18 protein-coding genes are annotated in these 19,462 nt (G+C 62.0%); 17 read left to right on the top strand and 1 reads right to left on the bottom strand.

All coding sequences use genetic code 11. The features are described from left to right. The first annotated feature begins 110 nt into the window (after positions 1-110). On the top strand, positions 111-653 hold the full coding sequence (locus tag F6S08_RS18035; RefSeq protein ID WP_315872075.1) for a sigma-70 family RNA polymerase sigma factor: 543 nt from the start codon (positions 111-113) through the stop codon (positions 651-653). After that, entirely contained in the window at positions 650-1,582 is a 933-nt protein-coding gene (locus F6S08_RS18030; RefSeq protein ID WP_315872074.1) for a FecR family protein, read from the top strand. The genes F6S08_RS18035 and F6S08_RS18030 overlap by 4 nt, the downstream gene beginning before the upstream one ends. Here the strand turns inward: F6S08_RS18030 and F6S08_RS18025 are convergent. Then, positions 1,579-3,396: a sigma-54-dependent Fis family transcriptional regulator gene (locus F6S08_RS18025; RefSeq protein WP_137212186.1), complete on the bottom strand. Its 1,818-nt coding sequence runs from the start codon at positions 3,394-3,396 to the stop codon at positions 1,579-1,581. The two genes, F6S08_RS18030 and F6S08_RS18025, sit on opposite strands and share 4 nt — an antisense overlap. 262 nt (positions 3,397-3,658) lie before the next feature. Here F6S08_RS18025 and F6S08_RS18020 point away from each other — a divergent pair, with 262 nt between their 5' ends. The 15 genes from F6S08_RS18020 (at position 3,659) to F6S08_RS17950 (ending at position 19,439) form a co-directional block, all read left to right on the top strand. Next, on the top strand, positions 3,659-4,753 hold the full coding sequence (locus F6S08_RS18020; RefSeq protein ID WP_027607299.1) for an ABC transporter ATP-binding protein: 1,095 nt from the start codon (positions 3,659-3,661) through the stop codon (positions 4,751-4,753). After that, positions 4,753-5,850, top strand: coding sequence for an ABC transporter ATP-binding protein (locus F6S08_RS18015; RefSeq protein WP_065927119.1), 1,098 nt, complete (start codon positions 4,753-4,755; stop codon positions 5,848-5,850). Before F6S08_RS18020 ends, F6S08_RS18015 begins: the two co-directional genes overlap by 1 nt. Continuing rightward, positions 5,847-6,713 (top strand): carbohydrate ABC transporter permease, encoded by an 867-nt coding sequence (locus tag F6S08_RS18010; RefSeq protein WP_025858174.1) that lies wholly within the window; start codon positions 5,847-5,849, stop codon positions 6,711-6,713. Before F6S08_RS18015 ends, F6S08_RS18010 begins: the two co-directional genes overlap by 4 nt. Before the next feature lie 10 nt (positions 6,714-6,723). After that, complete coding sequence (locus F6S08_RS18005) at positions 6,724-7,524, top strand: carbohydrate ABC transporter permease (RefSeq protein WP_003174634.1); 801 nt, start codon at positions 6,724-6,726, stop codon at positions 7,522-7,524. Between the two features lie 10 nt (positions 7,525-7,534). After that, on the top strand, positions 7,535-7,807 hold the full coding sequence (locus F6S08_RS18000; protein ID WP_027607297.1) for a DUF2160 domain-containing protein: 273 nt from the start codon (positions 7,535-7,537) through the stop codon (positions 7,805-7,807). 162 nt (positions 7,808-7,969) lie between these two features. Further along, positions 7,970-9,712 (top strand): ABC transporter substrate-binding protein, encoded by a 1,743-nt coding sequence (locus F6S08_RS17995; RefSeq protein ID WP_065927121.1) that lies wholly within the window; start codon positions 7,970-7,972, stop codon positions 9,710-9,712. Positions 9,713-10,810: 1,098 nt separating this feature from the next. After that, entirely contained in the window at positions 10,811-12,019 is a 1,209-nt protein-coding gene (locus F6S08_RS17990) for a methyl-accepting chemotaxis protein (RefSeq protein ID WP_137212188.1), read from the top strand. A gap of 9 nt (positions 12,020-12,028) precedes the next feature. After that, positions 12,029-12,397: a response regulator gene (locus tag F6S08_RS17985; protein WP_027607294.1), complete on the top strand. Its 369-nt coding sequence runs from the start codon at positions 12,029-12,031 to the stop codon at positions 12,395-12,397. 22 nt (positions 12,398-12,419) lie between these two features. Further along, complete coding sequence (locus tag F6S08_RS17980; RefSeq protein WP_074847102.1) at positions 12,420-12,707, top strand: lipid asymmetry maintenance protein MlaB; 288 nt, start codon at positions 12,420-12,422, stop codon at positions 12,705-12,707. A gap of 40 nt (positions 12,708-12,747) precedes the next feature. Next, positions 12,748-14,784, top strand: coding sequence for a chemotaxis protein CheA (locus F6S08_RS17975; protein ID WP_315872073.1), 2,037 nt, complete (start codon positions 12,748-12,750; stop codon positions 14,782-14,784). Between the two features lie 29 nt (positions 14,785-14,813). Continuing rightward, positions 14,814-16,472: a methyl-accepting chemotaxis protein gene (locus F6S08_RS17970; protein WP_065948070.1), complete on the top strand. Its 1,659-nt coding sequence runs from the start codon at positions 14,814-14,816 to the stop codon at positions 16,470-16,472. A gap of 36 nt (positions 16,473-16,508) precedes the next feature. After that, positions 16,509-17,048, top strand: coding sequence for a chemotaxis protein CheW (locus tag F6S08_RS17965; RefSeq protein WP_315872072.1), 540 nt, complete (start codon positions 16,509-16,511; stop codon positions 17,046-17,048). Between the two features lie 9 nt (positions 17,049-17,057). Then, entirely contained in the window at positions 17,058-17,867 is an 810-nt protein-coding gene (locus F6S08_RS17960; protein ID WP_065924564.1) for a CheR family methyltransferase, read from the top strand. Then, positions 17,864-18,394, top strand: coding sequence for a chemoreceptor glutamine deamidase CheD (cheD, locus tag F6S08_RS17955; RefSeq protein ID WP_315872071.1), 531 nt, complete (start codon positions 17,864-17,866; stop codon positions 18,392-18,394). Before F6S08_RS17960 ends, cheD begins: the two co-directional genes overlap by 4 nt. Continuing rightward, positions 18,357-19,439, top strand: coding sequence for a chemotaxis response regulator protein-glutamate methylesterase (locus F6S08_RS17950; RefSeq protein ID WP_065948072.1), 1,083 nt, complete (start codon positions 18,357-18,359; stop codon positions 19,437-19,439). The genes cheD and F6S08_RS17950 overlap by 38 nt, the downstream gene beginning before the upstream one ends. Positions 19,440-19,462 lie beyond the last annotated feature (23 nt).

The raw sequence follows: 19,462 nt of genomic DNA, 5'->3' as shown, positions 1-19,462 counted from the left end.
GCATGGAGATCAAACTGTGGGAGGGGGCTTGTGCGCCCCTTGCCCCACTATCGTTTTACTGGCATTGTTTGCGCAATTGGTAACTCTTCCCATTTGAGACTCTTTTGCGCATGCATGACATTCCGGCCGCGCTGGGCGATTCAGTGCGTCAGCAGACCCTTACGGCGATGTACCGCGAGCACCACGGCTGGTTGCAAGGCTGGCTGCGCAGAAAACTGGGGTGTTCCCAGCACGCCGCCGACCTGGCCCACGATGCCTTCATCCGTGTGCTGATGCTGGCCGAGCCGCAAAATATCCAGGAACCCAGGGCCTTCCTGGCCACCACGGCGGGGCGCCTGCTGATCGATGGCGCCCGGCGTCGACGCATTGAAAAAGCCTACATGGAAGCCCTGGTGATCCAGAGCGAGGATGCCGGCATGCCCGACCCGGCCGCGATCCATATCGCCCTGCAAGCCCTGGAACGCATCGCCGAAATGCTTGCCGGCTTGCCCGCCAAGGCTCGCGAAGCCTTCCTGTTGAGTCGCCTCGACGGGCTGACCTACAGCGAAATCGCCACGCGCCTGGAGGTGTCCGCCAGCACTGTCAAAAACTACATCTCCAGCGCCCTGGTGCACTGCTACCACAGCCTGCACGCGGCAGACCCGCTGGCATGAGTTCCGAACAGATCATCCAGCAAGCGGCGAATTGGCTGACCCGCCTGCACGACGAAGAGGTCAGCGACGCCGAGCGTCAGGCCTTCAACGCCTGGTGCCAGGCAGACCCTCGTCACGCCGTCGCCATCGACCGCATGCGCGCGCTGTGGGGAAGCCTCGACGCCTTGCCTGCACAACCCGCACGCGTGGCCCTGAACCGCGCATTTGCCCCGCGTCGCGCGCGCGGTGCCCAGGCGATGGGCGTGCTCGGCGTATTACTCTGCGGCTGGCTGGGCCTTACGCACCTGCCGGTGTGGATGGCCGACCAGCGCACCGACGTGGGCGAGCGGCGCCAGATCGTCCTTGAAGACGGCAGCCAGTTGCAACTCAACAGCAACTCGGCGGTGGACGTGAAATTCGACGGCCACCAACGGGTGATCGAACTGCTGCAAGGCGAGCTCTGGGTCGACGTGGCCAAGGATGCGACGCGGCCCTTCGTGGTGCGTACCGACCAAGGCACGGCGACGGCACTGGGCACGCGTTATTTGGTCAAGCGCGCGCCAGACGGCACGACGGTGGTGACGGTGATCGAGTCCACCGTGGCGGTCAAAGGGGACAGCAGCGAAGGGGTCAAGGTCACTGCCGGCCAGCGTTCGATCCTCGACCATGGTCGCGCCCAATCGCCCCAGGCCACCGACGACACCGACCCGGACGCCTGGACCCGTGGCCTGCTCAAGGTCAACGACCAACCCCTGAGCGAAGTGCTGCAAACCCTGGCCAGCTACCGCCACGGCCTGCTGCGCTTCGACCCCCAGGCCTTGCAGAACCTGCGGGTGACGGGGGTGTTCAAACTGGATGACACGGCGGCGGCGCTGTCGACCCTGGCGGATAACCTGCCGATCCAGGTGGAGTACTTCACCGACCTGCTGGTGGTGGTCAAGCCGCGCTAGCGTTCGTTCTGGCGCAGGCGCTTGTACAGGGTGTTGCGGCTCACCCCCAGCTCCCGCGCCAGGTGGGAAATATTCCCGCCAGCGGCCTTCAAGCGCTGGGTCAGGTCGATGCGGGCATCCAGGTGTTCACTGGCGGGCAGTGGCGCCGTCACGTTCAAATCGACAAAAAAATCGTCCGGCAGATGCTCCGGGCGGATCGGCTGTTCCTCGGCCATCGCCAGCGCCACCTGCAGCACGCTGCTCACCTGGCGCAGGTTGCCGGGCCACGGGTGCTGTTCGAACAGTGCCAGCACCTCGGCGCTGAGCCCGGCCCACTGGCCTGGCTCCCGGTGTTGCTGCCACAGTTGCTGGAACAGCGCCCGTTTGTCGCTGCGCTCGCGTAGCGGTGGCAATTCAAGGGTCAGGCCGCCGATGCGGTAGTACAAGTCCTCGCGAAAGCGCCCGGCCTGGACCTGCTCGCGCAAGGCCCGGTTAGTGGCCGAGATGATGCGCAAATCCACCGGGAACAACTCGCTGCTGCCCACCGGCTGCACACAACGCTCCTGCAATACCCGCAACAGGCGCGCTTGCGTCGGCAGCGGCATATCGCCGATTTCATCGAGGAACAGCGTGCCCTTGTCGGCCTTGCGGATCAGGCCAATGCTGCCTTTCTGGTTGGCGCCGGTGAACGCGCCTTTTTCGTAGCCGAACAGTTCCGATTCCACCAGCTCGGCGGGAATCGCCGCACAGTTCACCGCGATAAACGCCTGCTGGCTGCGGGAACTGGCCTGGTGCAGGGCCTTGACGAAGACTTCCTTGCCCACGCCGGTTTCTCCGTGGATCAGCAGCGGGATGTCCTTCTCCAGCAGGCGCTCGGCCTGGCGCACGGCTTTTTCCACGCGCACATCGCCAAAGTGCAGGGTCTTCAAACCAATCGCGGCGGGCTTTGGCGCAACGGGTTCGCTGAACACGCGGGCCTGCACCGGCATCTGCTTCGGTCGCTTCAGCAGGCACTGGAAGCGATTGCGTCCCGCCGCCTGCAACGAAAAGGGCAGACCCTCCGGTTGATTGAGCAACTCCAGCAGCGACACCTTGAACAAACTGTCGATCATCACCCGCGACAGGCTGATGCCCAACAGGTTGTCGGCCCGGCGGTTGGCCGAGAGCACCTGGCCGCTCTCGTCAAAGATCAGCAGGCCCGCCCATTGGCTGTCGAGGTTGCTCAGGCCGGTGTTGAAGGTCAGTTGGAAATGCTCACCGCGAAACAGGTTGAGGATCAGCCGATTCTCCACGGTCTGGCTCATCATCTTGACCATGCCCAGGGTGTGGGAGGGCGGCAGGTAGCTGTCACTGGAGACATCCAGCACCGCGATGATTTCGCGCTGGGCATCGAAGATCGGTGCTGCCGAGCCGGTCATGAAGCGGTTGGCCTTGAGGAAGTGTTCGTCATGTTCGATATGCACCGCCTGGGCACAGGCCAGTGCGGTGCCGATGGCATTGGTGCCGCTGGAACGCTCCATCCAGCTGGCGCCGGCGCTGAACCCTCGGGCCAGCTTGGGCTCGATAAAGCGCTGAGTGCCCCAACTGGTCAGCACCTGGCCCTGGTTGTCGGCCAGCATGATCAGGCAGTTGGAATTGCTCAGGATGTTTTCGTAGTAGGGCAGGACTTCCTGGTGCGTGGTCTGCACCAGGGAATGCTGGCTTTCCAGCAATTGGCTGATGCCCTCGGCGGGCAGTTGATCGAAGCTGGGCGTGCTCTGGTGGTCCAGGCCGAAGGCGCGGCAACGGCGCCAGGATTCCTGGATAAGGGTGTCGTGAGCCAGGGGTTCGGCCATGGGGCGACCTTCTTTTTATTGTTTTGGGGTCTTGCACAATCAACGGATGCAACCACGTCAATCGGGTTCAAAGAGTGTTGTTCATAACTGTTCATTGTCAACCCCCGGATTGTTCAGTTGTTCAGCCAGACCTGTTCATTTCTGTTCGCTCCTGAACATCCCGTTTCACCCATTTCCTTGCGGATCAAGCACCTGCCGTTTTTGGCATGAAACTCGCTCTGACGACTGGCCAGATTCATTCCAATAATAAAAAGGTCGTGTCATGTCATTGACCCTGGAACATGTCTCCCGCGTCGTCGAAGGCCAAACCTGGATCGACGACGCCAACCTGCGCTTCGAAGCCGGCTCCTTCAACGTCTTGCTTGGTCGCACCCTGTCCGGCAAGACCAGCCTGATGCGCCTGATGGCGGGCCTGGACAAGCCCGACAGCGGGCGCATCCTGATGAACGGCGTGGATGTCACCCACAAACCGGTGCGCCTGCGCAACGTGTCGATGGTGTATCAGCAGTTCATCAACTACCCGACCATGACCGTGTTCGAAAACATCGCCTCGCCGTTGCGCCAGGCCGGTGTGTCCAACGAGCTGATCCAGAGCAAGGTGCTGGAAACCGCGCGGATGCTGCGCATCGAGAAATTCCTGCAACGCCACCCGTTGGAGTTGTCCGGTGGCCAGCAGCAACGCACGGCCATGGCCCGCGCGTTGGTGAAAGACGCCGAACTGATCCTGTTCGACGAGCCACTGGTGAACCTGGACTACAAACTGCGCGAAGAGCTGCGTCAGGAAATGCGCGAGCTGTTCAAGGCGCGGCATACCATTGCCATCTACGCCACCACCGAGCCCAACGAGGCCCTGGCCCTGGGCGGCACCACCACCATTCTTCACGAGGGCCGGGTGATCCAGAGCGGCAAGGCCGCCGAGGTGTATCACCAGCCACAGACCGTGTTGGCCGCCGAGCTGTTTTCCGAGCCGCCGATCAACCTGATGCCGGGGCGTATCAGCGGTAACGAGGTGAGCTTCGCCAATTTCGTGCACTTCCCGCTGAACGTTGACCTGCGTCCCATCGGCGAAGGCGAATTCCGCTTTGGTGTGCGCCCCAGCCATATCAGCCTGGTGCCGAGCAACGACGACGACCTCGAGCTGGCGGTGACCGTGGAAGTCGCCGAGATCAGCGGTTCGGAAACCTTCCTGCATGTGCGCAGCGAGCACTTCCTGCTGGTGCTGCACCTGCCGGGGGTGCATGAGTACGACGTCGACGCGCCGATCCGCGTGTACATCCCCACCCATAAACTGTTTGTGTTCGATGGCCAGGGCCGTTTGGTCCAGGCCCCCGGGCGCCGCGTCGCGAGGGTTGCCTGATGGCCGAGATCCATTTGCAGAACCTGGCGCACAGCTACAGTCCCACGCCGAGCGGCCCTGAGGACTACGCCATCCGGGCAATGAACCACGTGTGGGAGCAGGGCGGTGCCTACGCCTTGCTCGGGCCGTCGGGCTGCGGCAAGTCGACGTTGCTCAATATCATCTCCGGCCTGCTGAGCCCGTCCGAAGGGCAGGTGCTGTTCGATAGCAAAGTGGTCAATGACCTCACCCCGGAAAAACGCAACATCGCCCAGGTGTTCCAGTTCCCGGTGGTGTACGACACCATGACCGTGTTCGATAACCTGGCCTTTCCCCTGCGAAACCAAGGCATGGCCGAGGCGAAAATTCACAGCAAGGTGCAGGAAATTGCCGAAGTCCTCGACCTGCAAAACCTGCTGAGCAAAAAAGCCCGCAACCTCACCGCCGACGAAAAACAGAAAGTCTCCATGGGCCGTGGCCTGGTGCGGGATGACGTGTCGGCCATCCTCTTTGACGAACCGCTGACGGTGATCGACCCGCACCTGAAGTGGAAGCTGCGGCGCAAGCTCAAGCAGATCCATGAGCAGTTCAATATCACCATGGTCTACGTCACCCATGACCAGCTTGAGGCCTCGACTTTCGCCGACAAGATCGCGGTGATGTACGGCGGGCAGATCGTGCAGTTCGGCACGCCCCGTGAGTTGTTCGAACGGCCCAGCCACACCTTTGTCGGCTATTTCATCGGTAGCCCTGGGATGAATCTGATCGAAGTGCAGGCCGAGGCCGGCGGTGTGCGCTTTGCCGGTACGCTTCTGCCGTTATCCGAGGCCTTGCAGCAACGCATTGCCGGCAGCGACTACAAGACGCTGCAGGTGGGGATCCGCCCGGAATTCATTCACGTGTGGGACGAGTACAACCCTGACGCCCTGCAGGCCGATGTCACTCACCTCGAAGACCTCGGCACCTACAAGATCATGACCCTCAACCTCGACGGCGCCACCCTCAAAGTGCGCCTGGCCGAAGACAAACCGGTGCCCGAGGGCAGAGCGTCCATCAGCTTTCCCGCGCAGTGGCTGATGGTGTATGCCGACGACTACCTGCTGGAGGTGCAGCCATGAACAAGGTGCAGAACAACAAGGCCTGGTGGCTGGTGTTGCCGGTGTTCCTGCTGGTGGCGTTCAGTGCGGTGATCCCGATGATGACGGTGGTCAACTATTCGGTGCAGGACATCTTCGACCAGTCCAGCCGCTACTTCGTCGGCGCCGACTGGTACAAGCAGGTGCTGCTCGACCCACGCCTGCATGACTCGCTGCTGCGCCAGTTCATCTATTCGGCTTGCGTGCTGCTGATCGAAATCCCCCTGGGTATCGCCATCGCCCTGACCATGCCGACCAAGGGCCGCTGGTCGTCGCTGGTGCTGATCATCCTGGCCATTCCGTTGCTGATTCCGTGGAACGTGGTGGGCACCATCTGGCAGATTTTCGGCCGTGCCGATATCGGTCTGCTGGGCTACAGCCTCAACGCCCTGGGCATCAGCTACAACTATGCGGCCAACACCATGGACGCCTGGGTCACCGTGCTGGTGATGGATGTGTGGCACTGGACCTCACTGGTGGCGCTGCTGTGTTATTCCGGGCTGCGAGCGATCCCGGATGTGTACTACCAGGCCGCACGTATCGATCGGGCTTCGGCGTGGGCGGTGTTCCGGCATATCCAGTTGCCGAAGATGAAAAGCGTGCTGCTGATCGCGGTGATGCTGCGCTTCATGGACAGTTTCATGATCTACACCGAGCCCTTCGTCCTCACGGGGGGCGGGCCGGGGAATGCCACGACGTTCCTCAGTCAGACGCTGACCCAGATGGCCGTAGGCCAATTCGACCTGGGCCCGGCGGCGGCGTTTTCCCTGGTGTACTTCCTGATCATCCTGTTGGTGTCCTGGCTGTTCTACACCGCCATGACCCACTCCGACGCCAACCGCTGAGGCCGCCAACATGAGCAAGCGCAAGGTTATTCCGCTGCTGATCTACATCCTGTTCCTGCTGGTGCCGATCTACTGGCTGCTGAACATGTCCTTCAAGAGCAACACCGAAATCCTCGGCGGGCTGACCCTGTTTCCGCAGGATTTCACCCTGGCCAACTACAAGGTGATCTTCACCGACCCCAGCTGGTACACCGGTTACCTCAACTCGCTGTACTACGTGAGCCTGAACACGGTGATTTCCCTGAGCGTGGCGTTGCCGGCAGCCTATGCCTTCTCGCGCTACCGCTTCCTGGGTGACAAGCACCTGTTCTTCTGGCTGCTGACCAACCGCATGGCGCCACCCGCGGTGTTCCTGCTGCCGTTTTTCCAGCTGTATTCGTCCATCGGCCTGTTCGACACGCACATCGCCGTGGCCTTGGCCCACTGCCTGTTCAACGTACCGCTGGCGGTGTGGATCCTGGAGGGCTTCATGTCGGGGGTGCCCAAGGAAATCGACGAAACCGCCTACATCGACGGCTATAGTTTTCCCAAGTTCTTCGTGAAGATTTTTATCCCGTTGATCGGCTCCGGCATCGGTGTGACCGCGTTTTTCTGCTTCATGTTTTCCTGGGTCGAGCTGCTGCTGGCGCGCACCCTGACCTCGGTCAACGCCAAGCCCATCGCCGCGGTGATGACCCGCACGGTGTCGGCGTCGGGTATCGATTGGGGGGTGCTGGCAGCGGCGGGGGTGTTGACCATCCTGCCCGGCATGCTGGTGATCTGGTTTGTTCGCAACCATGTGGCCAAGGGCTTTGCCCTGGGCCGGGTCTGAGGAGTCGATGATGGAATGGATGGCCTGGACCACCCCCACTGCACTGTTCTTTGGCGGCATTGCCCTGATTCTGGCGGGCATGACCACCTGGGAGCTGCGCTCGCCGAGCATTCCGCGGCGCGGCGTCCTGCCGATCAGCACCACCCGTGGTGATCGCTTGTTTATCGGTCTTCTCGGCAGCGCCTACCTGCATTTGCTGGTGATCGGCGTTACCGACTGGAGCATCTGGGTAGCGTCCGCGCTCTCCCTGGTATGGCTGTTGAGTGTGATGCGTTGGGGCTAGTGCCCCGACACCTTGTAGGAGCGAGCTTGCTCGCGAAAATCGCCAACGATAACGCGGGCATTCTGGATGTACGCGGTGTCCTCGGGTTTTTCGCGAACAAGCTCGCTCCTACAGAGGGTTGTGGCGTTTGTAGTCCTTTTTGAAATTAACCAGGAGGTCTCTATGTTGAATAAAAACAATAAGCTGCGACATAGCATTTCATTGGCCGCCGTACTGGCCCTCAGCGGTTTGAGCGCTTCGGCCTGGGCTGATGCGTATGAAGATGCGGCGAAGAAATGGATCGGCAGCGAGTTCAAGCCGTCGACCCTCACGGCCGACCAGCAGTTGGAGGAGTTGAAGTGGTTTATCAAAGCCTCGGAACCGTTCCGTGGGATGAAGATCAACGTGGTGTCGGAAACCCTCACCACCCACGAGTACGAATCCAAGGTGCTGGCCAAGGCCTTCAGCGAAATCACCGGCATCAAGCTGACTCACGACCTGCTGCAGGAAGGCGACGTGGTGGAGAAACTGCAAACCCAGATGCAGTCCGACAAGAATATCTATGACGGCTGGGTCAACGATTCCGACTTGATCGGTACGCACTTTCGCTATGGCAAGACCGAATCCATCACCGACCTGATGGCCAACGAAGGCAAGGCCTTTACCTCGCCAACCCTGGATATCAAGGACTTTATCGGCATCTCCTTCACCACCGCGCCGGACGGCAAGATCTACCAGCTGCCCGACCAGCAGTTTGCCAACCTCTACTGGTTCCGCGCCGACTGGTTCGAGCGTCCGGAGCTGAAAGCCAAGTTCAAGGAAAAATACGGCTATGACCTCGGCGTGCCGGTGAACTGGTCGGCCTATGAAGACATCGCCAAATTCTTCAGCGAAGACGTCAAGGAAATCGACGGCAAGCGCATCTATGGGCACATGGACTACGGCAAGAAAGACCCGTCCCTGGGCTGGCGCTTCACCGATGCCTGGTTCTCCATGGCCGGTGGCGGCGACAAGGGCCTGCCCAACGGCTTGCCGGTGGACGAGTGGGGCATCCGCGTGGAGGACTGCCACCCGGTGGGCTCCAGCGTCACCCGTGGCGGCGACACCAACGGCCCGGCGGCGGTGTTCGCCACGCAGAAATACGTGGACTGGATGAAAGCCTACGCCCCCCCGGAAGCGGCGGGCATGACCTTCTCCGAATCCGGCCCGGTGCCGTCCCAGGGCAACATCGCCCAGCAGATATTCTGGTACACCGCGTTTACCGCCGACATGACCAAGCCGGGCCTGCCGGTGGTGAACGCCGACGGCACGCCGAAATGGCGCATGGCGCCGTCGCCGGTCGGACCGTATTGGGAAAAAGGCATGAAGAAGGGGTACCAGGACGTGGGTTCCTGGACCTTCCTCAAGTCCACCCCGGAGAAACAGAAACTCGCGGCCTGGTTGTACGCGCAGTTCGTCACCTCGAAAACCGTGTCCCTGAAGAAAACCATCGTCGGCCTGACGCCGATTCGTGAGTCCGATATCAACTCCCAGGCCATGACCGACATGGCGCCGAAACTCGGTGGCCTGGTGGAGTTCTACCGCAGCCCGGCGCGGGTCGAGTGGACCCCGACCGGTACCAACGTGCCGGACTACCCACGTCTGGCGCAACTGTGGTGGAGCAACATCGCCGCCGCCGCCAGCGGCGAGAAAACCCCGCAACAGGCCCTCGACAACCTGGCCAAGGAGCAGGACGCGATCATGACGCGCCTGGAGCGCTCCAAGGTGCAACCGGTGTGCGGCCCGAAAATGAACCCTGAGCGTGACGCGCAATACTGGTTCGACCAGCCGGGCGCGCCGAAACCGAAACTGGCCAACGAGAAACCGAAAGGCGAGACCGTGGCCTACGGCGACCTGCTCAAGCAGTGGGAGGCAGCGCGTAAGTAAACGTGCCGGGGCGTGGAACACAAAACGGCACCCAGGTGCCGTTTTGTTTTGGTGCAAACATGAAGGCGCAGCTCTGTGACCGATGACGCGCGGTGGTCAGGCAATCCTGAGTATGGGCAGCTTACTTTCGTGGCGGCCTTCGGGCCGACCATGTCGTTGGAGTTGACCGAGTACATATCCGTTGCTGCGGTCACGGCTGCCTATGGTTCCGCTCTTACAGCGGGTCACTTTTGGAAAGACCCAAAAGTAACACACATAACTCTGTGGTGAGCGGGCTTGCCCCGCGCTGGGCTGCGAAGCGGCCCCAATAAGGTCACCGCAGAGTGCCAGAATCAATCGAGGTGAAGGTTTTGGGGCTGCTTCGCAGCCCAGCGCGGGGCAAGCCCGCTCACCACAGAAGCCTAATTGCCATAGATTCCGTATTCACTGGAAGTTGTGTAGATACCCATGCTCATCGGGGGCAAGCCCCCTCCCACATTTGGATCTCCATCCAGCAGGCAGACCTCAGCCTGCTTTTGCTCTGCTTTTGCTCTGGCTTTTGATCCTAGGCGCCCCGTTAACCACGCTGGCCGAACGCAGGCTTGAATCCGTGGGTAACCCGGCAGGACGCCGGGTTAGCCGTCCTGGGCCAGGGATGGCCCATGACGGCGGCCCACGGATTCAAGCCTGCGTTCGGGCATACCGAGCCTAGGCGAGGTACCGAGTGGTGGGGCGAGAGCCTTTTGGTTACTTTTGGGCTCTTTCCAAAAGTGACCCGCTGTAAGAGCGGAACCCTAAGTGGCCGTGACCGCAGCAACGGATATGTACTCGGTCAAACCCAACGACATGGTCGGCCCAGAGGCCGCCACGGAACCAAGCCCCCTCACCACAAAGAGATTTCTCAGCCTGAAAGACAGACTCGCTCGCCAGCGCTTGCGACAAACCCCTGTTCGGTAAACCACCGCTGATCCTTCAGGAACAAGGACCCAGAACTGACCGATCTGTCACCCACGGTTCATAAACCAGACGGAAGGCACCTAAGTCACCTCAAGTTGCAAGTTACAGCGCAGATAACAACTATGTCACTTACATCCGCAACAACGTTCAAGGATCGAACTCATGCCCCAGCGCCAATCCAGCCGCCTGCCTCTTCCCGTTTATCCACGTTTTCGCTGGTTCGCTTTGATCCCGGTCGTGCCCGCCGTGTTGTGGATACTCGTGCAATCAACCTCGTCGGCCAATCTGCTGGCCTGCACGGTACTGGTGCTGATCGGCCTCGGTGCCTGTGCCTGGAGCGCGAGTTCGCAGCGCAACGCAATGCTGCAAGCGCTTGCACTGGCGGAACAGTCAGATGCGCACGCGGTGCACGACGGCATGGCCTCTCGTGCCCAACTCGACGAGGTATTGCTGGGCGCCATGCCCATCTGGGCCAAGCAGGTGGAAAGCTCGCGCCATCAGACCGAAGAAGCGATCGTGAGCCTGGCCAACCGTTTCACCGGGATCGCCGCACGATTGCAGGAGACGGTACAAGCCTCGCAGCACGCGGCCGGTGAACTGGACGGGCAGGCCGCCGACGGCGCGCTTGAGGTGCTGGCACGCAGTGACAGCGAGCTGAGCCAGGTGATCAATTCGCTCAAGGCCACCCAAACCAGCCGTGACCAGACCCTGGCCCAGGTCCGCAGCCTGACCGCCTATACCGGCGAACTGCGGACCATGGCCGCCGATGTGGCGGCGATTGCCGCGCAAACCAACCTGCTGGCCCTCAACGCCGCCATCGAGGCGGCGCGTGCCGGTGAGGCCGGGCGCGGTTTTGCGGTGGTGGCCGACGCGGTGCGCAGCCTGTCGAGCAAATCCAGTGAAACCGGCCAGCAGATGTCGGCCAAGGTCGACATCATCAACAACGCCATTACGCAATTGGTCCAGGCCGCGTCCAGCAGTGCCGACCAGGACAGCCATTCGGTGGCCGAGTCCGAAAACAGTATTCAAGTAGTGCTCGAACGCTTCCAGAACATCACCGGGCGCCTGGCCGAATCCGCCGACCTGCTCAAGCAGGAAAGCTACGGCATCCGGGATGAGATGACCGAAGTGCTGGTCAACCTGCAATTCCAGGACCGGGTCAGCCAGATCCTCAGCCACGTGCGCGACAACATGCACGCCCTGCATGAGCACCTCCTGCAGGCCAGCCAGGCCCCGGACCAGCCGGTGGCCGTCGACGCCCGCCAATGGTTGGCGCGCATGGAAGCCACCTATGCCACCGACGAGCAACGGCGCCTGCACCATGGAGAGGCGGCCGTCCAGCAGAATTCTCAAGACATCACCTTCTTTTAGGAGCACATCATGGCGAAGAGTGTATTAGTGGTCGACGACTCCAGCAGCGTGCGGCAAGTGGTCGGCATAGCCTTGAAAAGCGCCGGTTACGACGTCATCGAGGCCAGCGACGGCAAGGATGCCCTGGGCAAGCTGACCGGGCAGAAAGTGCACCTGATCATCAGCGACGTGAACATGCCCAACATGGACGGCATCACCTTCGTCAAGGAGGTCAAGAAGCTGGCTAACTACAAGTTCACCCCGATCATCATGCTCACCACCGAGTCCCAGGAGTCGAAGAAGGCCGAGGGCCAGGCCGCCGGCGCCAAGGCCTGGGTGGTCAAGCCGTTCCAGCCTGCGCAGATGTTGGCAGCTGTGTCTAAACTGATCCTGCCTTGATCCCGGCGCCAGGGAGGCTCTCATGCCGATTACCACTGAAACACTCGACGACACTGCCCAGGTGCGCATTGACGGCGAGCTTACGATCTACACCGTAGCGGAACTGGCGGCGGCGCTGCTGCCGCAGATGGGCGCGGCGCCACGCCTGGAGCTGGACCTGTCGCAGGTCACAGAGATGGATGGCGCCGGCTTGCAGTTGCTCGCGGTTATCCGACGAGAGGCCAGTAATGCCGGCATAGCCTTGAGCGTGACCGGCCAGAGCCAGGCGGTCACGCAGGCGCTCCAACTGTGTCGCAGCGCGGCCTCATAGTCAGCGCTTCCCATGTTTTTGATCGACAAGGAAAGTCACGGTGAGCATTAATCTCGATCAGGCACAGCAGACATTCATCGTAGAGGCTCGCGAGCTGTTGCAGGCCATGGAGCAATCCCTGCTGCAATTGGAAAGCGAGCCCGGCGACCAGGATGCCATCGGCGCGATTTTCCGCGCCGCGCACACCATCAAGGGTTCGGCGGGCCTTTTCGGCCTGGCGTCGATCGTGGGGTTCACGCATATCGTCGAAGACGTGCTTGACCGCCTGCGCGAAGGCAGTGTGGCGGTGGACGCCGCCTTGATCGCGCTGCTGCTCAAGTGCGGCGACCACATGCTCGAACTGGTCGAAGTGGTCGCCAACCGCGGTGAGGTGCCGACGCCTGCCGCTCTGGAGCGCGGCGAGGCATTGCGCGAGGCGCTGAGTGCCTACCAGCCGATGCGAACCGCCGTTGCCAGCGTCGAAACCGCCGAGGTGACCGACGACGTGGCGGTCGAAGTGCTTTGGCATATTTCCCTGCGCTTCGGCACGGATGTGTTCCGTAATGGCATGGACCCGCTGTCATTTCTGCGCTACCTCGAGACCTTGGGGCAGTTGATACAGGTCGCCACCCTGACCGACAGCATCCCGCCCATGGACAGCTGGGACCCGGAAAGCTGCTACCTGGGTTTCGAGATCGACCTGCGCTCGATGGCCAGCCACGCCACCCTCAACGAAGTGTTCGACTTTGTGCGTGACGACTGTGAAGTGCACATCAGTGCCGTCGACGAAGCGCCCGACAGCACAGCGGCCATTGCTGGCGAGTTGGTCACGCCGCTCGAGCCGGGCCTTGTGACCGCCGCACCCCAGCGTCCGGCAGCCAGCGAGGCGAAAACCCGCGACGGCAATTACGTGCGCGTCAACGCTGACAAGCTCGACGAGTTGATCAATCTGGTTGGCGAACTGGTCATCGCCAGCGCCGGCGCGAGCCTGCTGGCCCGGTCCTGTAACAACGACCCGTTGCACGAGGCCTCCTCGACGGTATCGGGGCTGGTGGAAGAGATCCTCGATGGCGCCCTGCATTTGCGCATGATCCCCATCGGCGACACATTCAACCGCTTCCGCCGCGTGGTGCGCGATATCAGCCAGGAACTGGGCAAGGACATCGAACTGAGCATCAGCGGCGCGGAAACCGAACTGGACAAGACCGTGGTCGAGAAGATCGGCGACCCGCTGATGCACCTGTTGCGCAACGCCATGGACCACGGCATCGAAAGCGCCGATGCGCGGCGTGCGGCCGGCAAGTCGGCCAAGGGGCATCTGAGCCTCAATGCCTACCACGACTCGGGGAGCATCGTCATTGAGATCGCCGACGACGGCGCCGGCCTCAACCGCGAACGCATCCTGCAAAAGGCCCAGGAACGCGGGCTGGTGGCCAGCGGTGCGGTGCTCAACGACCAGGAGATCTACAACCTGATCTTCGAGGCGGGGTTCTCCACCGCCGAGGCGGTGACCAACCTGTCCGGGCGCGGCGTCGGCATGGACGTGGTCAAGCGCAATATCACCCTGTTGCGCGGCACCGTCGACCTCGACAGCCGTCCCGGCCAGGGCACCGTGGTGCGCATTCGCTTGCCGCTGACCCTGGCGATCATCAATGGGTTCCTGGTCGGCATCGACCAATCCACCTACGTGATTCCCCTGGACATGGTCCAGGAGTGTATCGAGCTGGATGAACAGCAGCGCCAGTCCAGTCGCGACACGGGTTATCTGGACCTGCGTGGCGAGGTGTTGCCGTTGGTGCACCTGCGCGACCACTTCAGCCACGAAGGCCCCGCGACCCGACGCCAGAATGTGGTGGTGGTGCGTTACGCCGAGCATAAGGCCGGGCTGGTGGTGGATGACCTGCTCGGCGAGTTCCAGACCGTGATCAAACCCCTGGGCAAGTTGTTCGGTGCACTGCGTGGCATCAGCGGCTCGACCATATTGGGCAGCGGCGCGGTGGCCCTGATCCTGGATGTACCGGTACTGCTCAACCAAATCGTACAACTGGAAGCCCGCACGGCCCAGGCGCCTCAGTCGCCACCGGCCGTCGCTCGCTGACGCATTTGCAATTCCATGGAGGTTCCCCGATGAAATGGTTCTACGATCTTAAGATTTCCACCAAGTTGATCTGTTCATTCCTGGTGGTCCTGGCGCTCACTGGGGCCATGGGCGGCTTCGCCATCCTCCAGCTCGGTGCCGTCAACCAGGCCGCCCAGGACATCAAGGGCAACTGGATGCCCTCCATGCGTGCCGCGGCAGGCATGCGTTTTTTTGCCGCCAACTATCGCTTGAAAGAGAACCGCCACATCGGCACCGAGATTGCCGAGGAAAAGGCCCAGGCCGAACGCGAGGCCGCTGATGCGCGTCAACAGTTCGAAACCCGCATGGTCAACTACGAGCAGTTGCTGTCGAACGATGAAGATAGGCAACTCCTGGCCAGTGTGAAAAGCGCTTGGGACGCCTACCTGGCATCCAGCAAGCTGTTGCTTGAATTTTCCCGCCAGAACCAGGAAGCCCAGGCGCGCGGTTTGCTCAGGGGAGAATCCAAGGGGCATTTCGATGAGGTGACGGCCCGTCTGCAGAAAATGGTCGAGCTCAATGATGCCGGCGCAACGGCCGCAGGTGACAAGGGCTCGGCGCTGTATGAAAGCGCGCGGGTGTCGATCATCGCGGTACTGGTCGCGGCCCTGTTGATCGGCCTGGGCCTGGCGATGTTCATCGCGCGGATCATTTCCCGCCCATTGCGCCAGGCCGCGAGCGCCGCCGAGCAATTGGCCGAAGGCAACCTCAACGCGCACATCGAGCCGGGCGGGAAGGATGAAACCGGCATGGTGCTCAACGCCATGCGCAACATGGTCGGCAAGCTCGCCCATATTATCGGCGAAGTGCGTAACGCCGCCGACAACCTGGCCAGCGCCTCCGAGGAAGTCAGCGCCACCGCGCAATCGATGAGCCAGGCCACCAGTGAACAGGCCGCCAGCGTCGAGGAAACCAGTGCGTCGGTCGAGCAGATGAGTGCCAGCATCAACCAGAACACCGAAAACGCCAAGGTCACCGATGGCATGGCCAGCAAGGCCGCCAAGGAAGCCACCGAGGGCGGCGAATCGGTGCAGCAGACCGTGGTGGCGATGAAGAAAATCGCCCAGCGCATCAGCATCATCGATGACATCGCCTACCAGACCAATCTGCTCGCGCTCAACGCCGCCATCGAGGCCGCTCGGGCCGGCGAGCACGGCAAGGGATTCGCCGTGGTGGCCGCCGAAGTGCGCAAGTTGGCCGAACGCAGCCAGGTTGCCGCCCAGGAAATCGGTGAACTGTCCTCCAGCAGCGTGGACATGGCCGAGAAGGCCGGCAAGTTGCTCGACGAAATGGTGCCCTCCATCAACAAGACGTCCGACCTTGTGCAGGAAATCAGCGCCGCGTCCGAGGAACAGGCCGCCGGTGTCGCGCAGATCAACACTGCGATGACCCAGCTCAACCAGGTAACCCAGCAAAATGCCTCGAGCAGCGAGGAACTGGCGGCCACGGCGGAAGAAATGAGCAGCCAGGCCGAGCAACTGCAACAGGCCATGAGCTTTTTCGTGCTGGATTCAGCGCCCAAGGCCGCAGTTCAAAGCAACAGCGTGGACAGCCCGGGCAGCAAGCCCAACCGTCAGGCGCCACAGCCGAAACCACCGGCGCAGCGCAAGGCGTTCGCCTACACCATGGCCAGTGCCCCGGACGAAGCGGATTTCACCCGCTTCTGATCCCACGATCAATACGGGCCTACTAGGGAGAGTGACATGGGTGCAGCAATGACGACTCGGCAGACCGCAGCAGCGGTCGATGAGGATGCGCAGTATCTGACCTTCATGCTCGGCGGTGAAATGTTCGCCATCGGCATTCTGGGGATCAAGGAAATTATCGAATACGGCAGCCTGACCGTGGTGCCGATGATGCCCGCGTTCGTACGCGGAGTGATCAACCTGCGCGGCGCGGTGGTGCCGGTGGTCGACCTGTCGGCGCGCTTTGGCCGGGCCAACTCGGCGATCACCCGGCGCTCCTGCGTGATCATCATCGAGGCGAGTACCGAAGATGGCCAGGCCCAGGACATCGGGCTGCTGGTCGATACGGTGTCTGCGGTGCGGGAGATTCCGGCGACGCAGATCGAGCCGCCACCCAACTTCGGCGCACGAATTCGCGCCGATTTCATCAGCGGCATGGCCAAGGTCGACGGCAAGTTCGTGATCGTGCTGGAGGTGAGCAAGGTGCTGTCCATCGATGAGATGTCCAGCCTCGCCGAGGCCGGCCAGGCGCCGGCCCTCGACTTCGACCCGCGTTGAGACCCGACCATGGCAGACACCGTGTCCATCGATGACCATGAATTCGGTCAGTTCCAGACCTGGCTCTACCGCGCGGCGGGCATCAACCTGTCGCCGACCAAGAAAGCCCTGGTGGCCGGGCGCCTGTTCAAGCGCCTCAAGCACTATGAGCTGCACAGCTATGGTGAGTATTTCAAGCTGATCATGAATGACCAGCGCAAGGGCGAACTGCAGGTTGCGCTGGATTTGCTGACCACCAACGAAACCTATTTTTTTCGCGAGCCCAAGCACTTCGACTTCCTGCGTCAGCACGTGCTGCCCCGGGCCGCGCCGGGCAAGGTGTTTCGCGTGTGGAGCGCGGCCAGCTCCTCCGGTGAAGAACCCTACAGCCTGGCGATGACCCTGGCCGAAAGCCTCGGCAGCACGCCCTGGGAAGTGGTCGGCTCGGACATCAGCTCCCAAGTGCTGGCCAAGGCGCGCACCGGCCATTACTCCCTGGAACGCACCGAGACATTGCCCCAACCGCTGCTGGCCAAGTACTGCCTCAAGGGCATTGGTCGCCAGGAGGGCACCTTGCTGATCGACAAGGCCTTGCGTAGCCGCGTCAATTTTGTCCAGGTCAACCTTAACGAAGCGCTGCCGGCCCTGGGTGAGTTCGAGGTGATTTTCCTGCGCAACGTGATGATTTATTTCGACCAGCAGACCAAGAGCCAGGTGGTCGCGCGCCTGTTGCCGCTGCTCAAGCCGGGCGGTTACCTGATCATCAGTCACTCGGAAAGCCTCCACGGTGTCAATGACACCTTGAAACTGGTGGCTCCGTCGATTTACCGCAAGCCATGAAAAAGCCCGTCGGTACGGCCGAAGTGGTATTGGCGCCTGGCCAAGTCAGCTTTGCGACGCGGCCGACGCGCCTGCGCACCTTGCTCGGCTCTTGCGTGGCGATCACCTTTTGGCACCCGCAACGGCTGATTGGCGGCATGTGTCACTTCATGCTGCCGGGGCGCGTGCGCGACCGTCAGCCCCTGGACGGCCGATATGCCGACGAAGCCCTGGAGCTGCTGCTGCGCCACGCCGAGATCAATGGCACGCATGCACAGGATTACCAGGTCAAATTGTTCGGCGGCGGCAAGATGTTTCCCCAGCTGTGCCGCCTGCCGACGCAGGACGTGGCCAGCCTGAATATTCGCGCGGCACTGGCCCTGGCCGAGCGCTATCACCTGCACCTGACGGCCCAGGACATGGGTAGTACCGGTTACCGCACGATCATGTTCGACCTGTGGAACGGCAACGTCTGGGTCCGGCACCAACCAATGGGAACAATTCAACAAGATGCCTACCAAAAAAATCAGTGTGCTGCTGGTCGATGATTCGGCCGTGGTGCGCCAGGTACTGCTGGCGATTCTCAGCGATACGCCGGATATCCATGTCATGGGCGCCGCCTCCGACCCGATTTTCGCCATGGACAAACTCGCCCGGGAATGGCCGGATGTGATCGTGCTGGACGTGGAAATGCCGCGCATGGACGGCATCACCTTTCTCAAGAAAATCATGAGCGAACGGCCGACGCCGGTGGTGATCTGTTCCTCGCTGACCCAGAAAGGCGCGGAAACCTCCCTGCAGGCGCTGTCGGCGGGCGCGGTGGAAATCATCACCAAGCCCACTACCGGGTTGAAGAATTTCCTGATCGAGTCGGCGGCCGAGCTGGTGGCCGCGATCCGCGCCGCAGCGAACTCCAACGTCAGGAACCTGGGCAAGCGCAGCGCCAGCCCGGCGCCGGCACTGGCCCCGGCCAGCAAGCTCACCGCAGATGCGATCCTGCCTGCCGCCAATGGCCATGCCATGGCACAGACCACCGAGCGTATCGTCGCCATCGGCACGTCCACCGGCGGTACCCAAGCGTTGGAGGCGGTTCTGACGGCACTGCCGAGGGTGTGCCCAGGCATGGTGATCGTGCAGCACATGCCGGAAAAGTTCACCGCCTCGTTTGCCGAGCGCCTCAACAGCGTATGCGAGATCGAGGTGCGCGAAGCGCGCAACAACGACCGCATTCTGCCGGGCCTGGCCCTGATCGCGCCGGGTGGCAAGCACCTGATGGTGACTCGCAGCGGCGCCTATTATCACGCCCAGGTCATTGATGGGCCCTTGGTCAACCGGCACCGGCCATCCGTGGATGTGCTGTTTCGCTCGGTGGCCAAGTTCGCCGGCAGGAACGCCACCGGCATCATCATGACCGGCATGGGCGACGACGGCGCGCGCGGGCTCAAGGAGATGCTCGAGGCCGGCGCCGCCACGGTGGCCCAGGACGAGGCCAGTTGCGTGGTGTTCGGCATGCCCAAGGAGGCCATCAAGCTGAATGCCGCCCAGCGCATCATGGCGCTGGAGGATATCCATCAGGCGATCTTGTATAAGTGACGTCGCGCGCCGGCTTTTGCGCT

It is taken from the genome of Pseudomonas sp. JV449 (assembly GCF_032424295.1).
GTDB lineage: Bacteria > Pseudomonadota > Gammaproteobacteria > Pseudomonadales > Pseudomonadaceae > Aquipseudomonas > Aquipseudomonas marginalis.
Note: the sequence above shows the minus strand (reverse complement) of the source record. Positions and strands in the feature narration are given on the sequence as shown.

Coding starts and splice junctions, on each gene's coding strand:
- F6S08_RS18035 (WP_315872075.1), top strand. CDS start 111: ATGCATGACATTCCGGCCGCGCTGGGCGATTCAGTGCGTCAGCAGACC.
- F6S08_RS18030 (WP_315872074.1), top strand. CDS start 650: ATGAGTTCCGAACAGATCATCCAGCAAGCGGCGAATTGGCTGACCCGC.
- F6S08_RS18025 (WP_137212186.1), bottom strand. CDS start 3,396: ATGGCCGAACCCCTGGCTCACGACACCCTTATCCAGGAATCCTGGCGC.
- F6S08_RS18020 (WP_027607299.1), top strand. CDS start 3,659: ATGTCATTGACCCTGGAACATGTCTCCCGCGTCGTCGAAGGCCAAACC.
- F6S08_RS18015 (WP_065927119.1), top strand. CDS start 4,753: ATGGCCGAGATCCATTTGCAGAACCTGGCGCACAGCTACAGTCCCACG.
- F6S08_RS18010 (WP_025858174.1), top strand. CDS start 5,847: ATGAACAAGGTGCAGAACAACAAGGCCTGGTGGCTGGTGTTGCCGGTG.
- F6S08_RS18005 (WP_003174634.1), top strand. CDS start 6,724: ATGAGCAAGCGCAAGGTTATTCCGCTGCTGATCTACATCCTGTTCCTG.
- F6S08_RS18000 (WP_027607297.1), top strand. CDS start 7,535: ATGGAATGGATGGCCTGGACCACCCCCACTGCACTGTTCTTTGGCGGC.
- F6S08_RS17995 (WP_065927121.1), top strand. CDS start 7,970: ATGTTGAATAAAAACAATAAGCTGCGACATAGCATTTCATTGGCCGCC.
- F6S08_RS17990 (WP_137212188.1), top strand. CDS start 10,811: ATGCCCCAGCGCCAATCCAGCCGCCTGCCTCTTCCCGTTTATCCACGT.
- F6S08_RS17985 (WP_027607294.1), top strand. CDS start 12,029: ATGGCGAAGAGTGTATTAGTGGTCGACGACTCCAGCAGCGTGCGGCAA.
- F6S08_RS17980 (WP_074847102.1), top strand. CDS start 12,420: ATGCCGATTACCACTGAAACACTCGACGACACTGCCCAGGTGCGCATT.
- F6S08_RS17970 (WP_065948070.1), top strand. CDS start 14,814: ATGAAATGGTTCTACGATCTTAAGATTTCCACCAAGTTGATCTGTTCA.
- F6S08_RS17965 (WP_315872072.1), top strand. CDS start 16,509: ATGGGTGCAGCAATGACGACTCGGCAGACCGCAGCAGCGGTCGATGAG.
- F6S08_RS17960 (WP_065924564.1), top strand. CDS start 17,058: ATGGCAGACACCGTGTCCATCGATGACCATGAATTCGGTCAGTTCCAG.
- cheD (WP_315872071.1), top strand. CDS start 17,864: ATGAAAAAGCCCGTCGGTACGGCCGAAGTGGTATTGGCGCCTGGCCAA.
- F6S08_RS17950 (WP_065948072.1), top strand. CDS start 18,357: ATGCCTACCAAAAAAATCAGTGTGCTGCTGGTCGATGATTCGGCCGTG.